Origin of the sequence: Mesorhizobium sp. KR2-14, assembly GCF_040049255.1 — a bacterium.
GTDB lineage: Bacteria > Pseudomonadota > Alphaproteobacteria > Rhizobiales > Rhizobiaceae > Pseudaminobacter.
The window spans coordinates 302,923-317,419 of sequence record NZ_JBDZDR010000003.1 but is presented as its reverse complement, the minus strand read 5'-3'; the positions used below and the strand labels follow the sequence as shown (position 1 = coordinate 317,419).

At 67.3% G+C, this 14,497-nt stretch carries 13 protein-coding genes; 4 read left to right on the top strand and 9 right to left on the bottom strand.

Annotated features, from left to right (window positions below):
• Nucleotides 1-140: 140 nt before the first annotated feature.
• From ABLE86_RS10470 to ABLE86_RS10460, 3 genes are read left to right on the top strand one after another with little or no spacing between them, the layout of a single operon-like run.
• Nucleotides 141-1,673 (top strand): 6-hydroxynicotinate reductase, encoded by a 1,533-nt coding sequence (locus tag ABLE86_RS10470; protein WP_348778888.1) that lies wholly within the window; start codon nucleotides 141-143, stop codon nucleotides 1,671-1,673.
• Nucleotides 1,670-2,584 (top strand): UPF0280 family protein, encoded by a 915-nt coding sequence (locus ABLE86_RS10465; protein ID WP_348779210.1) that lies wholly within the window; start codon nucleotides 1,670-1,672, stop codon nucleotides 2,582-2,584. The genes ABLE86_RS10470 and ABLE86_RS10465 overlap by 4 nt, the downstream gene beginning before the upstream one ends.
• Nucleotides 2,581-3,036, top strand: coding sequence for a MarR family transcriptional regulator (locus tag ABLE86_RS10460; RefSeq protein WP_348778887.1), 456 nt, complete (start codon nucleotides 2,581-2,583; stop codon nucleotides 3,034-3,036). The genes ABLE86_RS10465 and ABLE86_RS10460 overlap by 4 nt, the downstream gene beginning before the upstream one ends.
• Here the strand turns inward: ABLE86_RS10460 and ABLE86_RS10455 are convergent.
• Both ABLE86_RS10455 and ABLE86_RS10450 read right to left on the bottom strand, forming a co-directional pair.
• Nucleotides 2,960-4,783, bottom strand: a complete 1,824-nt coding sequence (locus tag ABLE86_RS10455; RefSeq protein ID WP_348778886.1) for a hydantoinase B/oxoprolinase family protein — start codon at nucleotides 4,781-4,783, stop codon at nucleotides 2,960-2,962. The genes ABLE86_RS10460 and ABLE86_RS10455 overlap by 77 nt on opposite strands.
• A gap of 289 nt (nucleotides 4,784-5,072) precedes the next feature.
• On the bottom strand, nucleotides 5,073-7,142 hold the full coding sequence (locus tag ABLE86_RS10450; protein WP_348778885.1) for a hydantoinase/oxoprolinase family protein: 2,070 nt from the start codon (nucleotides 7,140-7,142) through the stop codon (nucleotides 5,073-5,075).
• Nucleotides 7,143-7,350: 208 nt separating this feature from the next.
• On the opposite strand from ABLE86_RS10450, the gene ABLE86_RS10445 reads away from it, so the two are divergent.
• Nucleotides 7,351-8,178 carry a ferredoxin--NADP reductase gene (locus tag ABLE86_RS10445; protein WP_348778884.1) on the top strand — a complete coding sequence of 276 codons (828 nt, stop codon included), beginning with the start codon at nucleotides 7,351-7,353 and terminating at the stop codon, nucleotides 8,176-8,178.
• Nucleotides 8,179-8,217: 39 nt separating this feature from the next.
• Here ABLE86_RS10445 and ABLE86_RS10440 read toward each other — a convergent pair whose 3' ends face one another.
• The 7 genes from ABLE86_RS10440 to ABLE86_RS10410 all read right to left on the bottom strand — a co-directional run bounded on the left by ABLE86_RS10440 (nucleotide 8,218) and on the right by ABLE86_RS10410 (nucleotide 14,430).
• Complete coding sequence (locus ABLE86_RS10440; RefSeq protein WP_348778883.1) at nucleotides 8,218-9,381, bottom strand: helix-turn-helix transcriptional regulator; 1,164 nt, start codon at nucleotides 9,379-9,381, stop codon at nucleotides 8,218-8,220.
• 48 nt (nucleotides 9,382-9,429) lie between these two features.
• Nucleotides 9,430-9,957, bottom strand: a complete 528-nt coding sequence (locus ABLE86_RS10435) for a hypothetical protein (protein WP_348778882.1) — start codon at nucleotides 9,955-9,957, stop codon at nucleotides 9,430-9,432.
• A complete protein-coding gene (locus tag ABLE86_RS10430) occupies nucleotides 9,954-10,949 on the bottom strand; it encodes an OmpA family protein (protein ID WP_348778881.1) in 996 nt (331 codons plus the stop codon). Before ABLE86_RS10430 ends, ABLE86_RS10435 begins: the two co-directional genes overlap by 4 nt.
• A gap of 211 nt (nucleotides 10,950-11,160) precedes the next feature.
• Nucleotides 11,161-11,883 (bottom strand): ABC transporter ATP-binding protein, encoded by a 723-nt coding sequence (locus ABLE86_RS10425; protein ID WP_348778880.1) that lies wholly within the window; start codon nucleotides 11,881-11,883, stop codon nucleotides 11,161-11,163.
• Nucleotides 11,880-12,608: an ABC transporter ATP-binding protein gene (locus tag ABLE86_RS10420; RefSeq protein ID WP_348778879.1), complete on the bottom strand. Its 729-nt coding sequence runs from the start codon at nucleotides 12,606-12,608 to the stop codon at nucleotides 11,880-11,882. Before ABLE86_RS10420 ends, ABLE86_RS10425 begins: the two co-directional genes overlap by 4 nt.
• Nucleotides 12,605-13,552 carry a branched-chain amino acid ABC transporter permease gene (locus ABLE86_RS10415; RefSeq protein ID WP_348778878.1) on the bottom strand — a complete coding sequence of 316 codons (948 nt, stop codon included), beginning with the start codon at nucleotides 13,550-13,552 and terminating at the stop codon, nucleotides 12,605-12,607. Before ABLE86_RS10415 ends, ABLE86_RS10420 begins: the two co-directional genes overlap by 4 nt.
• Entirely contained in the window at nucleotides 13,549-14,430 is an 882-nt protein-coding gene (locus tag ABLE86_RS10410; protein WP_348778877.1) for a branched-chain amino acid ABC transporter permease, read from the bottom strand. The genes ABLE86_RS10415 and ABLE86_RS10410 overlap by 4 nt, the downstream gene beginning before the upstream one ends.
• Between the last annotated feature and the right edge of the window lie 67 nt (nucleotides 14,431-14,497).

Below are 14,497 nucleotides of genomic sequence, written 5' to 3'. Positions count from 1 at the left end.
CGTGCAGCAAAATTCCCCTCCCCCTTGTGGGGAGGGGTTAGGGGTGGGGGTGATTTCAAGTGCAATTGCCCTGCCCTTTTTGCGATATCCGGCGGGACAGAGATGAGCAACGTAGAGCTCCGCTTTGCGAGGGCGGCCCCATGAGCGGGCCTTCCGAACGTTTGGACGAACCCGGCGATAAGCGCCAAGGCGACAAGCTGCGCTGCGATGCCTGCCCGGTGATGTGCTACATCGCCGAAGGCCGCACCGGCGCCTGCGACCGCTACGGCAATTTCGGCGGGCGCATCGTGCGCTGCGATCCGCTCACCATCCTCGAGCACCGCATCAAGACCGGCGGCGAGGTCGTGCCCTTCGCGGGTGCCGAGGAGCCGTGGACCAGCGAACTGATTGACCACGGCCGCCCGTTCGTCACGGCAATCGGCGCCGGCACCACCTATCCCGACTACAAGCCCGCCCCCTTCATCGTTTCCCAGGAGGTCGAGGGCGTCGATCTGGTCACCGTCGTCACCGAGGGCATCTTTTCCTATTGCGGCGTCAAGGTGAAGATCGACACCGACCGCCATCTCGGACCCGAGACCGCCACGGTGCGCGCCGAAGGCGAGGCGGTGGGCCATGTCACCACCGGCGAATATGGCTCGCAGATGCTGTCGCTGGGCGGCGTGCACCATCTCACCGGCGGCTCCAAGGCCGAAGGCCGCGTCACCTGCGCCACGCTGCTCGATCTCTGCAACAAGAAGCCGGTGGCGCTGACCATCGACGGCGGCGCCAGCGTGATCGTCGAGGCCGGCAAGGCACCGGTCATCGACGGCAAGACCGAGCACCGCATGCGCGTTGGCTGCGGCTCGGCCACCATCGGTATGTTCGCCACCCAATGGCGCGGGCTGGTCGACGAGGTGGTGGTGGTGGATGACCACATCACCGGCGTGGTTTCCGAGCACCAGGCCGGCAAGGTGCTGGGCTGGGAGGACACAGGCATAAAAATCATCGGGCGGCGTTCGACGCCCGGCCGCTATTTCAAGGTTTCCGAGCCGGGCCTCGGCTGGGGCGGCACCACGATTTCCGACCCGCTGTCTATCCTCGGCCCGTGGAACGCGGCCAAGGGCGCGCGGCCGGGGCTGTCGCTGCTGATGGTTTCGACCACCGGGGAGCAGTTCGCCTATTACGAGCTCGACGAGGAACTGCGACCGGTCGAAAAGCCGTTTCCCGAGCGGCTGCAAAAATCGGTGCGGCTGATCGAGGAAAATTGCGAGCCCGCCCTGTGCACGGTGCTGTTCGTCGGCGGGGCTGGCGGCAGCTTGCGGGCCGGCGTGGTGGAAAACCCGGTCAATCTCACCCGCTCGGTGCAGGGGCTGCAGACCTATGTGACTGTCGGCGGCGCGCCGGTCTATGTCTGGCCGGGCGGCGGCATCACGCTGATGGTCGACGTGACCCGCGTGCCGGAGAACGCCTTCGGTTATGTGCCCACACCTGCGCTCGTGGCGCCGATCGAATTCACCCTGCGCCGCGACGACTATCTTCGGCTCGGCGGCTATGCCGGGGCGATCCGCACCGTGGACGACGTGCTGGCGCAGGGCGGCGAATATTTTAACGAGCGCGAGCGAAGGCAGGCGCCGGCCGGCAATCCATGGCCGCCGCTGCAGCAGTTGCGGCGCTGGCCGAGCGGAACACCATGACCGGGCCGCAGGCCACGTGGCTGCCGGACGGAAGGCGGCTGCACCTCAACCATGGCCCCATCGACCTGATCGTCGAGGCGTTCGGCGAAGCGCACGAAATGCGCACGGCCTATGCTCAGGCGGTGGAACGTTTTCGGACCGTGCTGCCGGAACTGGTTTCCGAGCTTGCCGAACTGCGACGACGGGCGGGGCCTGAGCCGCGCGGCTTTGCCGGGCCGGTGGCGCGGCGCATGGAGGCGGCGGTGGCGCCGCTGTCGGCCCTTTTCATCACGCCCATGGCAGCGGTGGCGGGCGCGGTGGCCGACGAAATCCTCGCCGCCATGCTTGCCGGCCGCAGCTTGCAAAAGGCCTATGTCAACAATGGCGGCGACATCGCGCTTCATCTCGCGCCCGGCGAGACCATTTCCGCGGCGGTGGGCGGCACCGGCCACGGCCTTGCCGACCGGCTGGCGGTGCGCGCAGGCGACGGCGTGGGCGGCATCGCTACTTCCGGCTGGCGCGGGCGCTCGTTTTCGCTCGGCATCGCCGATGCGGTGACGGTGCTGGCAGCGACAGCCACGCAGGCCGACGCCGCTGCCACGCTGATCGCCAATGCCGTCGACCTCCCCGGCCATCCGGGCATCACGCGCGTGCCGGCCCGCGATCTTGCTCCCGACAGCGACCTCGGCGAGCGCCCCGTGACCCGCGCGGTGGGGCCGCTGTCGTCGGCCGAGGTCGGACAGGCGCTGAACGCCGGGATTCTGCTCGCCGAAGAATTTCGTCGCGAGGGGCTGATCGTGGCGGCTGCGCTGTTCCTCGCCGGCCAGTCGCGGATCCGCGGCGAGCCGGCGTTCGAGCCAGCCGAAGCGGGCGCCTTTCCGCCTCTCTGCACCGCTATCGACGGGCGGCCCAGCATCGGAGCCAGCGCATGACCGGCGAAGATGATCTCGCAAAACTTGCCGATGCCGGGGAGCTACCAGAATACCGCCTGCAGGACCAGATCGGCTTCGTGCTGCGGCGCGCGCACCAGCGCCATGTCGCAATCTTCGCCGCGCACATCGCCGACCTGACGCCGCCGCAATTCGCGGCTTTGGCGAAGCTGCATGAGACCGGCGCCACTTCGCAGAACCAGCTCGGCAGCCTCATCGCCATGGATGCGGCGACCGTGAAGGGCGTGATCGACCGGCTGCGGGCGCGCGGACTGGTGGAGCTTGCCCCGCACGAGGCAGACAAGCGCCGGCTCCTGGTGAGCCTGACGGCGGAAGGCCGCGCGGCGGTGGAGAGGCTGATCCCGCTGGCCCGGCAGATCACCGCCGAAACGCTGGCGCCGCTGACGCGGAAGGAAGCGGCGACGCTGATGCGGCTTCTGGGCAAGCTGGGATGAAGCGCGCGGCTATCCTCCTCGCTTGCGTCGCCTCGCGATCAATGCCGGCGCCGCACGCATCTAGCACAACCCCGAACAGTTCGGCCGCTTGCGCCGGCGTGTAATAGCCCAGCCGCACGTCGCGCAGCACCAGTTCGGGCTCGCGGCGCAGCGGGTTGCCATAGCCGCCGCCGCCCGGCGTGCCGACGCGCACGCGGTCGCCGGCCCGGAGAAAAATGTCCTGCTCCTTGGAGAGATGCGGCGGCACGTGGGCCGCGCCGTCCCGGAACACGGTGACCTCGTTGACCGCGCCGTCGCTGCCGCCGCGCGCGCCCTGCGGACCGGTTCGCCCGTGGTCCATGACGAAGGAAGCGCGCGCCTCGCCGCGCAGAAGCTCCACTTCGTAGGCGAGCCCGAAGCCGCCGCGATGCTGGCCCGCGCCGCCGGAGCCCTCGCGCAGCGCATAGTGCCGGTAGAGCACCGGATAGGCCTGTTCCATGATCTCCACCGGCGGCGATTTCGAGATGCCGATGGTGGAGCAGCCATTGGACAGGCCGTCGTGCCAGAAATTGCCGCCATAGCCGCCGCCGGAGATCTGGTACATGACGTAGTCGCGGCCGCGCGCCGGATCGTGCCCGCCAAGCGCAAAGTTGCCGCTGGAGCCGGCGGGCGCCGCGGTGACGCGATCGGGCAGCGCCTGCACCATGGCGGCGAAGACGGCCTCGGCGATGCGCTGCGACACCTCGGCCGCGCAGCCCGAGACGGGGCGCGGGTAGCGGGCGTCGAGGAACGTGCCTTCCGGCCGCTTCACCACCAGCGGTTCGAAGGCCCCGGCGCTGATCGGCACGTCGGGGAATATGTGGCGCATGGCGAGATAGACCGACGACAGCGTGGTGGCGAGCACGCTGTTCATGGGCCCCGCACATGGCGGGCTGGAGCCGGCAAAGTCGAAGGTGAGCGTGTCGCCCCGCTTTTCGACCGCGAGCGCGATGGTGAGCGGCCGGTCCACCACCCCGTCGGAATCGACGAACGCTTTTGCGCGATAAACACCATCCGGGATCGGCGCGATGTGCGCGCGCATCTGCTCGGCGGCGCGGCGGCGCAGCTCGGCGATTGCCGCGACAACGGTTTCGTCTCCGTAACGGTCCAAGATTTCCACGAGCCGGTCGCGCCCGACCATGAGGGCGGCGGCCTGCGCCTTGATATCGCCGATGCGCTGGTCGGCCACGCGAATGTTGGAGCAGATGATGGCGTAGATCTCGGGGTCCATCACGCCGCGCTTGAACAGTTTTACCGGCGGCAGGCGCAGGCCCTCCTGCTCGACCGACGTGGCCGAGGCCGAAAAGCCGCCCGGCACCGCGCCGCCGATGTCTGGCCAGTGGCCGGTGTTGGACAGCCAGCAGAATATCTGTCCGCCGCGCCACACCGGCATGGCGAAGCGCACGTCCATGAGGTGCGTGCCGCCGAGATAGGGATCGTTGACGATGTAGATGTCGCCTTCCTGCGGGGGCGCGCAGCGGCCGTCGCGGATCATCTCGATGATGGTGCGGGTGGAATATTGCATGACGCCCACGAACACCGGCAGGCCCTGGCTTCCCTGCGCAATCAGCGAGCCGTCCTCGGCGGAATAGATGCCGTCGGAGCGGTCGTTGGCCTCGGCGATGACGGGCGAGAACGCGGCGCGGGAGAAGGTCAGGTCCATCTCGTCGCAGGCCTGCTGGAGTGCTGCCTGGATGACGGAGAGGGTGATGGCATCGAGGGAGGTCATTTTGGCTTGGCCCCCAGACAATATTTTCCGCCCGCTCTGGCTTCATCGAGTCCGAGGCATGGATTCCCGACACTCTCCGCTCGCGCTTCGCACTCGCTCCGAGGTCGAGAATGACGGACTTCATGTCCCGCCTCGCCAATCTCCAACCGGAGGGATTTGCCGAGGCGCAAAACGGAATCCGTCATTCCCGACCTCGTGAGCGACTGCAGGGAGCGGAAAGCGTCGGGAATCCATGCCTCGGACTCGGTGAAGTCAAAGCCGTTTACGAATGTCCAGCCGATGCAGCTCTTCATGACGAGCCCACCTCAATCACGATATTCCCGTCCGCGTCGCCGCGCGCGCGGTCGCCGGGCTCCAGCACGGTGGTGGCGTCCATCTGTTCGAGGATCGCCGGGCCCTCGAGCACCGCATCAAGCGGCAATCTTTCGCGGGCATAAACTGGCGTGTCGCGCCAGCGGCCGTCGAACCACACGGGGCGAACCTCGCGCAGCGCCCCTGCAAGCGTCGCCGCCCGGCCAGCCGGGTCGATCAGGCCGGAAAGATCGACCGCCGCCCGCACGCCGGTGACCGAGGTGTTGAGGTTGACCAGATTGGCGCGGATTTCCGGCAGCTCGACCTTGAAGCGGGCGAAATAGGCCTTTTCGAACAAAGCCTGCAGTTCGGCCCGCGTGACCGCGCCGGAGGGCAGCGGCACGTTGAGTATATGCGTCTGCCCGACGAACTGCATGTCGGCCGAATGGGTGACACGGATCGATTGCGGCCTGACCGCCTCCCCCGCGATCAGCGCCTCGCCCTCGGCGCGCTGCACGGCAAGGATTTCCGCGATGAGCCGCTCGTCGAGGCTCGCCACCGGCTGGTTGACCGTGTTGACGAAGTCGTGGCGCAGGTCGGCGACGACGCAGCCCAGCGCATTGGTGATGCCGGGCCGCGCCGGCACCACCACCTTCGGCAGGCCGAGTTCTCGCGCCAGCGCCGAGGCATGCAGCGGCCCCGCGCCGCCGAAGGCGAACAGCGCGAAGTCGCGCGGGTCGTGGCCGCGCGCGATGGAGACCATGCGGATCGCGCCGGCCATCTTGAGGTTGCCGAGCTTTAAGACCGCACCGGCGGCCGCCACGCCGTCGAGCCCGGTGGCGCGGCCGATTTTTTCCGCAAAGATCTTTTGCACATGCTCGGGCGTGACCGGGTGGTCGACCGAAAGCAGTCGCTTGGGGTCGAGGCGGCCGAGCACCAGGTTGGCGTCGGTGAGCGTGGGCTCGGTGCCGCCGCGGCCGTAGCAGATCGGGCCGGGGTCGGCGCCCGCGCTTGCAGGGCCAACCTGGATAAGGCCGGAGGCGTCGACGCGCGCAATCGAGCCGCCGCCCGCGCCCACAGTGTGCACGGCCACCATCGGCACATGGATGGGCATGGCGTATTCGATCTCGATCTCGTTGGAGACCGCAGGCTCCGCATTGCGGATCAGCGCGACGTCGGTTGAGGTGCCGCCCATGTCGTAGGTGACGAGGTTTTCGTAGCCGGCGCGCCTGCCCGTATAGGCGGCGGCGATGACGCCCGACGCCGGGCCGGACATGACCGTCTTGGCCGATTCACGTGTGACATTGCGGGCCGAGATCATGCCGCCATTGCCGTTCATGATGAGGAAGTCGCGGGCGTAGCCGCGCTCGCCGAGCTCGCGTCGCAGCCGCTCGACATAGCGCTCGAGGATCGGCTGCACCGAGGCGTTGACGGCAGCCGTGACCCCGCGTTCGAATTCGCGCGCTTCCGACAGGAGCGTGTGGCCGGCGGTGATGTAGTCATTCGGCCAAAGTTTTCGCGCGATCTCGACGGCGCGTAATTCGTGCGCGGGGTTGGCGTAGGAATGCAGGAAATGAATGACCAGCGACTCGCAGCCGGCTTCCAGAAGCTGGCGCACCGCTGCGCGCATCTCCGCTTCGTCGAGCGGCACGCGCACCGCGCCCGAGGCTTCCATGCGCTCGGACACCTCCAGCCTGAGGTCGCGCGAAATGACCGGCACGAACACCCCGGTCATGCCATAGGCCTGCGGCCGCGTGCGGCGGCCGAGCTCGATGACATCGCGAAAGCCGCGCGTGGTGATCATGCCGGTCTTGGCCAGCCGGCGCTCCAGCACCGCGTTGGTGGTGGTGGTGGTGCCGTGCACGATGAGATCGATGTCGGCGACCGGAAAGCCGGTCTCGGCAAGGGCGGCGACCACGCCGAAGGCCTGGTTTTCCGCGGTGGTGGGGGTCTTGGCGATGCGCACCCTGCCCGCGGCTACGTCGATCATGATCAGGTCGGTGAAGGTGCCGCCGACATCGACGCCGGCCACCACATTTCCTGCACTTGCCTGATAATTCTCAGCCATGTTCGAAACCCGAAACGCAGGACCAAGGATCGGAAGCAGTTTGGAAAGCTGTTCCACGCCCGGATATTGACGTCAATATCGTTTGCATACTAGTAAATTGGGCACACAGAGTTACCGTTTTCGGGATTTGCGGCAGCGCGCGGGACGATGCAGTCCGGCTTCGCAAACGCCGAGTTTGCGCCGCTTTGGCGAAAGGTCCGGATTTTTCATGAACACCGCAGCAGCCCTCAACACGGCCGAGGCGAAGCCGCTTGCCTTCCCCATTCCGGCCAATGTCTATGCCGAGACCGTGGTTTCGGTGAAGCACTATACCGACCGGCTGTTCTCCTTCCGCATCACCCGGCCGCAGTCGCTGCGCTTCCGCTCGGGCGAGTTCGTCATGATCGGCCTGCCCAATGCCGAGAAGCCGGTGTTCCGCGCCTATTCAATCGCCAGCCCCGCCTGGGACGAGGAGCTGGAATTCTTCTCCATCAAGGTGCCGGACGGCCCGCTGACCCAGCATCTGCAGAAGATCCAGCCGGGCGACACCATCCTGATGCGCCACAAGGCCACCGGCACGCTGGTACTCGACGCCCTGACGCCCGCCAAACGGCTTTTCATGATCTCGACCGGCACCGGCATCGCGCCCTTTGCCAGCCTGCTGCGCGACCCCGATACCTATGAAAGGTTCGAGCAGGTCTATGTCACCCACACCTGCCGCGACGTGGCCGAGCTGTCCTATGGCAAGGAGCTGGTGGCGGCGCTGGCGGAAGATCCGCTGATCGGCGAGCTGACGCATGGCCGCGTGACGCTCTACTCGACCACGACGCGCGAAGAGTCGCCCCATATGGGCCGCATCACCACGCTGATCGGCTCGGGCAAGTTCTACACCGACCTCGGCATCGAAAAGCTCGACCCCGAGACCGACCGCATCATGATCTGCGGCTCGATGCAGATGCTGAAGGACGTCAAGGAGCTGGCCGAAAGCCTCGGCTTCGACGAAGGCTCGCTGAGCCAGCCGTCAACCTTCGTCGTCGAGCGCGCCTTCGTCGGCTGACGCGGCGCCTGCCCGCGCCATCTCGCGCAGGCTGCCCCCTCACCCGGTCGGCCAGGCCCCGTTTCGGCGGGCCGGCGAAGCTATCTGCGCGGCCAGGCGCACGAGCTCTGCCTGCCGCGACACGCCCGTCTTGACGAAGATGTTGCCGAGATGGGTCTTGGCAGTGGTGAGCGCGATGCCCAGCTCGGCCGCGCTCTGGACCAGCGTGCGGCCAGCCAGCAACGAGGTCAGAACTCGCGTTTCCATGCGGGTGAAATCGAAGGCGACCGCCATGGCCTCCGCGCCGTTGGCATCGTTGCCGATTGGATTGATGAACACCGCCGCCACCGCCCGCGGCTCCAGCCGCCGCCGCGCGGCGCCTGCCCGCATCGGCAACACGCTGCCCAGAACCGGCGCATGCCCGGCATTGGTCAGCCGCACCGCAAGCCCGGTCGTGCCGATTTCGGCCTCGTTCCGCGCGGCAAGGTCGATGGCGGCGTGAAGCTCCGTCGTGGCAGAGGCCACATTGGCCTGGATGGTGCCGCCGGTGCTGCGGATCGGCCTGCCGGCGCGCAGCATGGCTTCCGCGGCGGCGTTGGCATGCAGGATGCGCGCCTTGCCGTCGGTCAGCACCACGCCGGCCCGCAGCGTGTCGAACACTTCCCGGGCAGCCTCCGCCTCAAGCGACTGGACGTCCAGTATGTCGCTGATGGTCACCGCGCGCCGGACATGAGGCACCAGAAGCCGGCCAAGCTCCACCTCGCGTTCAGAGACGAGGCCAACGGATGCGTGCCGGCCCAGACCGATCTGGGCATGGCGCGAGGGGCTGCGCATGAGCACCAGCGCCATGCTGTCGACGATGCCTTGCGGCGCGCCCCACTCGGCCAGATAGCGCGAGCTTTGCCGCAGTTCCTGCGGCAGGTGGCGCGAGAGCACCTGCGGCTCGTCCAGGGGCCACGCGGTCGCCAGGGGCAGACGCTCCCAATCGGCGACCTCGGCCGCATATTCCAGCTGCCTTTCCAGCCAGTAGGGATCGATGCCCACGCTTTTCCGCAGCGTGGGGCAGCGCTGGTCCAGATCGAACATTATCAGCTGGGCGTTGTGGCAGCGAAACAGCGCTCTGATCTCGTCGAGCGTGTCGTCCCACCGGCCCGGATCGAGCGCGCAGTCGTAAACAAGGCCTATGATTTCCGATAGTCTCTGAGGAGGCGGAAAGTCATCCATCGTTTCTGCCGGTTCGACCAATCGACCGCACGATAGCGGAGAAAGCGGCTACTGTCTCCGCATCCGCACGATGGCGGTCGCATTCTCGGTCCGGACGGGGGTGAAGCGCCATCCGATGCCGTCGCCCGACCTGGCGCCGAACACAACCGGCCTGATGATGGTGAGCCAATCGCTGGATTCGTTGATGTCCTCGGCATCGTCGAAGATGACGAAGGCCTGATTGACCCGCACCCCGGTGGGCACCGCCTTGAACCCGTCGGCGCCGAAGGTGACCGCGGCCGCCAGGCCGCGATCGCGGCCGTTGTCGTCCAGGCCCGGCATGGGCGGCATGGCGAATTCATGACCGTGCTGCAGAAAGAAGGCCAGCACGTCGTCGAACGAATCCGAGGTTGTGAAATAGGACACCGTGCCTTCGGACGGGTCGATACCGATCTGCACCTCTTCCTGGCCGGCGGCGGCTTCGAGCTCGGGGCTCGGGACGGCGCCCGGATAGGGCTCGAAGCCGGCTGCATGGGCGCCAGCAAGGGTGAGGACCGACGCCAGCGCGAGAATTGCTGCACTTGCTGTCATCTTCATCTGGAAACGAGCTCCACCCTGCGGTTCTTCGCCCGACCCTGCTCGTCGTCGTTGGAGGCGACGGGCGCGCTGGAACCGGCGCCCTCGGCGCTGAGCCGCTCGCCCCCCACACCATAGTCGCCGGTCAGCGCGGCCACCACACTGGCGGCGCGGCGCCGTGACAGGTCCATGTTGTAGTCGACCGAGCCCTGGTTGTCGGTGTGGCCGACGATCTGGAGGTTGAGCTGCGGGTTCGAGGCCATCAGCCTGGCGATCTCGTCCAGCGTGGGCTTCGATTCCGGCCGCAGCACGTCCTTGTCGAAATCGAACAGGATGCCATAGAGGCTGATCCGGCCGTCGCTCTCGATGGCCTGCTGCATCTCGCCGGCATCGATGAACACGATCTTGTCGGCCTCCATCTGCGCGGTTTCCACCACACGCACCACGGCAACCGAACCGCGACCGCTTTCGCCCAGCCAGATGGCCGCGTAGACCGCGCCTTCCGGCCGGTCCAGGCGGGCAAGCACATAGCGGGCGTTCTGCTCGAACCAGTTGTGGACATAATCGTCGGCCAGCCGGGGAAGGGTCAGCGGGTCGCCGATGCTGCTGCCGAGAAAATAGGCGGCATCGGGCGACTTGCTGGCGAAGCAGCTCCCATCGGCAGCCGCGCAAGAGAACATAGACTCGAAGCCTTTCGCCTTGAGCGCGGCCTGGTAGTTGCGCAGCACCTCCAGCGTGGAGCGCCCGGCGGGCAGCGCGTAGTAGATGAGGAAGGTCTTGCCTTCGAGCGTGGCAAAGCCGCCGCCGCTTCGCGTGTCGGCATCGACCGGAGCGAACGGGCCTTCGAGCACCGTGGCCTCGTCATATTCGGAAGCGGCATAGCCGACGATCTCGGCGCCATCATAGCGGCCGACAAGCGGATGGTCCTTGCTGCCCTCGATGTCTGCCGCGACGGCCAGACCGGCCCCGCAGGCGACCGCCGCGGCCAGCACAAGGCCGAACCCGAACCGCAAACACGCCCCCCGTGAGATCATTCTCTTGCCCGCCCTCGCTTCGGCCTCGCCGGACGGAGGACGCTGCACGCTTGCCTTGGCGCCGATGTGCGGGGACCCGGCAACCTTATGCAACGCGCGACGCTCGGTTGCCGGCCCCGCCTCGAAGCCGGGAGCTTGCCACAGGGTTACGAGCGCCGCTTCCTCCGTTCGGAGGAGGAAACCGGGCGCCCTACCCTACGCCGACATAGCGCTGCAGCAGCTGGGGGTCGGCGCGAACGGCTTCCACCGCAAGGGTTTCGCGGGAGCGACCATTTTCGATGAAGGCGACGCGGTCGGCCAGAGACAGCACGGCATCCACGCGCTGCTCGACCAATATGGCGGAGACGCCGCGCTGGCGCAGGGTTGCCACAATATCGCGGATCTTCGCGATCATCGACGGCATCAGGCCTTCGGTGGGCTCGTCGAGCAGCAGCACCTCGGGCTCCAGGCAGAGCGCGCGCGCCATGGCCAGCATCTGCTGCTCGCCGCCCGAAAGCGTGCCGGAACGCTGGCCGAGCCGTTCCCGCAACAGCGGAAAGAGCTCCAGCACCGCTTCGCGCACCGCCCTGCTCTTGCGGCGCGTCATCAGGCCGATCTCGAGATTTTCGGCCACCGTCATCTCGGCGAACAGCCGCCTTCCCTGCGGCACATAGGCGATGCCCGTGCGCGGCACCTCGTGCGGGGCGAGCGCGGTGAGTTCGCGCGCGCCGAGGCGGATCGAGCCGGCCCGGGCCGGCACCAGCCCCATGATCGCCTTCAGCGTGGTTGTCTTGCCGGCGCCGTTGCGGCCGACGACACACAGCACCTCGCCCCTGCGCAGCGACAGATCGAGCCGGTGCAGGACCTGCACATTGCCATAGAAGCAGTCGAGGCCGGAGATGGTGAGCACATCCGTGGCGGGGGCGTGGTTCATGCGCTTTCCGTCCCCAGATAGGCCTGCTGCACGGCCGCGTTGGCGCGGATTTCGGCCGGCGTGCCTTCGGCGAGGACGCGCCCAGCGTCCATGACCGTGATGCGCTGCGCCAGCCCCATCACCACGTCCATATTGTGCTCGATGAGAAGCACCGTGGCGTCTGCCGCGATCTCGCGCACCAGCGCCATGAAGCCGGCGATCTCGCCGTCGGAGAGGCCCTGAGTGGGCTCGTCGAGGATGAGCAGGCGTGGCTTCAGCGCCAGCCCCATGGCGACCTCGAGCAGGCGCTGGTGGCCGTAGGACAGGCTGCCGGCCGCCATGTCGGCACGGTCGGCAAGGCCGGTGCGCGCCAGCGCTTCCATAACGCCCGCATGCAGCCGGCCATGCCCGCGGCCGTCGGACAGCGTGCGCTGCACGGCCAGCGCGACATTGTCATAGGCGCTGAGATTGGCGAACACCGAGGTGATCTGGAACGTGTAAGCGATGCCCAGCCGCACGCGCCGTTGCGCCGGCAGGCGGGTAATGTCGTGCCCGTCGAAGAAGATGCTGCCGGAAGTCGGCTCGATGCGACCGCAGACGAGGCTGACGAAGCTGGTCTTGCCGGCGCCATTGGGGCCGATGATGGCGCGGATCTCGCCGGCGGGCAGCGAGAAGTCGACATGGTTCACGGCGTGCAGGCCGCCGAAATCCTTGGTCAGCGCGCGGGTTTCGAGAAGCGGCGTCATGGCAACCACCGCGCCCAGCGCTGGCGCAGGCTGCCCAGCACGCCCTTGGGGAAGTAGAGCACGAGAAGGATGAGCGCGGCGCCGACGACCAGCATATAGGCCGAGGTGTAGCTCGAGGTGACGTCGACCACGTAATACATGAACAGCGTGCCGAGGAAGGGCCCGAGCGTGGTGGCGGCGCCTCCGAGAAGCACCCATAGCAGCGGCAGGATGGAATATTGCACGCCCGCGAAGGTGGAGCCGACATAGCCGAACAGCAGCGCATAGGCCGCCCCCGCTGCCGCGCAGATGACGCCGGAGGCGACTGTGGCGGCGAGCTTGTTGGCAAAGGTGTCGTAGCCGAGCATTTTTGTCCGCGCCTCGTTCTCGCGAATGGCGACCAGCACGCGGCCATGCGCCGAGCGCACGATGGCAAGCGTTGAGAAGAGGACGATTGCGAAGAGCGCGAGTGCCGCCATGTAGCGCGTCATCGGGTCGGTAAGATCGAGACCGGCAAACCGGCGCGCGGCGGCGTCGAGCACCAGCCCGTCGTCGCCATGTGTCCATTCGGCGAAATAGAAGGTCAGGAGGTAAAACACCTGCGCGAACATCATGGTCACGATCATGAAGGCGACGCCGGTGGTGCGCAGGGCCAACGCGCCGATGACCAACGCGAGCGCGGCGCCGCTGGCCAGTCCGGCGGCAAAACCGGCCGCGGCATTCCAGCCGAGATGGTAGATGGCAAGCCCCGCACCGTAGAGGCCCCCCGAGAAGAACATGGCGTGGCCGAGGCTGAGCAGGCCGGTGTAGCCGAACAGCAAATTGTAGCCCATGGCAAACACCGCCAGCACCATGATGCGCGCCAGCACGCCGTGGTGATATTCCGGCAGCACGAAGCCGAGCACGAAGAGCGCGGCGATCACCGCCACATGCAGGAGCAAGGTTTTCGAGGCGGCCCCGCTCATCGGCTCTGCGTCCCGAACAGGCCTTGCGGGCGGAACACCAGCACCATGGCAACCGCAAGGGTGGCGACGATCTTGGCGAGCGTGGGCGAGAAGAAGGCGGAGATGATGCCATCGGACACGCCGATGAGCAGTGCCGCCACCACGGTGCCGCGCAGCGAGCCCAACCCGCCGATGATGACGACGATGAAGGACAGGAGCAGCGGGTCGAGCCCCATCAGATAATGCGCCTGGCTGATCGGCACGATGAGCACCGCGGCAATTGCCGCCAGCATGGCGCCGAGCGCGAAGACGCCGGCATAGACGTGGCCCACCGGGATGCCGAAGGCCTGCGCGGTTTCGCGGTCGTACTGGGTGGCGCGCATGACGAGGCCGATGCGCGTGCGCGAAAGCACAAACCAGGTGGCGAGGAGAAGCAGGATCGACGCGGCAATGATCGACAGCTTGTAACCGGAATAGCCGAACCAGGGAAACAGCACGCGGTAGGTGAACGGTGCCGCCACCGGCCGCGCCTGCGGACCGTAGAAGGTGAGCGCCAACTGCTGGATGATGTAGAGCAGGCCGATCGTGGCGACGATTGTGGCTTCCGGGTCGTAGTTCAGCCGCCGCAGCACCAGCCGCTCGGCCACCAGCGCTATGGCGCCGACGATGAGCGGGCTGACCACCAGCGCGAGCAAGAAGCCGACGGCCGGATGGCCCGAGACCAGCGATGCCGCCCACCAGGCCAGCACCGCGCCCAGCATGTAGAACTCGCCATGCGCGACATTGACCACGCGCATGACGCCGAACACCAGCGACAGGCCAAGCGCCATCAGCGCCAGCACGGCGCTGGTGACGAGGCCTTCGAGCGTGGCGAGGAAAAGATGCGGGCCGAGGGACATTCAGGTCTTGTCTCGCGATGCTGGAGGCCATGGGCGGGAGGTGACGACGATTGCCTCTATCCAGACC

Bases quoted from the DNA above. Each gene is read 5' to 3' on its own strand.
- ABLE86_RS10440 (WP_348778883.1), bottom strand. From the start codon at position 9,381: ATGGATGACTTTCCGCCTCCTCAGAGACTATCGGAAATCATAGGCCTT.
- ABLE86_RS10460 (WP_348778887.1), top strand. From the start codon at position 2,581: ATGACCGGCGAAGATGATCTCGCAAAACTTGCCGATGCCGGGGAGCTA.
- ABLE86_RS10445 (WP_348778884.1), top strand. From the start codon at position 7,351: ATGAACACCGCAGCAGCCCTCAACACGGCCGAGGCGAAGCCGCTTGCC.
- ABLE86_RS10420 (WP_348778879.1), bottom strand. From the start codon at position 12,608: ATGACGCCGCTTCTCGAAACCCGCGCGCTGACCAAGGATTTCGGCGGC.
- ABLE86_RS10410 (WP_348778877.1), bottom strand. From the start codon at position 14,430: ATGTCCCTCGGCCCGCATCTTTTCCTCGCCACGCTCGAAGGCCTCGTC.
- ABLE86_RS10425 (WP_348778880.1), bottom strand. From the start codon at position 11,883: ATGAACCACGCCCCCGCCACGGATGTGCTCACCATCTCCGGCCTCGAC.
- ABLE86_RS10455 (WP_348778886.1), bottom strand. From the start codon at position 4,783: ATGACCTCCCTCGATGCCATCACCCTCTCCGTCATCCAGGCAGCACTC.
- ABLE86_RS10470 (WP_348778888.1), top strand. From the start codon at position 141: ATGAGCGGGCCTTCCGAACGTTTGGACGAACCCGGCGATAAGCGCCAA.
- ABLE86_RS10415 (WP_348778878.1), bottom strand. From the start codon at position 13,552: ATGAGCGGGGCCGCCTCGAAAACCTTGCTCCTGCATGTGGCGGTGATC.
- ABLE86_RS10435 (WP_348778882.1), bottom strand. From the start codon at position 9,957: ATGAAGATGACAGCAAGTGCAGCAATTCTCGCGCTGGCGTCGGTCCTC.
- ABLE86_RS10465 (WP_348779210.1), top strand. From the start codon at position 1,670: ATGACCGGGCCGCAGGCCACGTGGCTGCCGGACGGAAGGCGGCTGCAC.
- ABLE86_RS10450 (WP_348778885.1), bottom strand. From the start codon at position 7,142: ATGGCTGAGAATTATCAGGCAAGTGCAGGAAATGTGGTGGCCGGCGTC.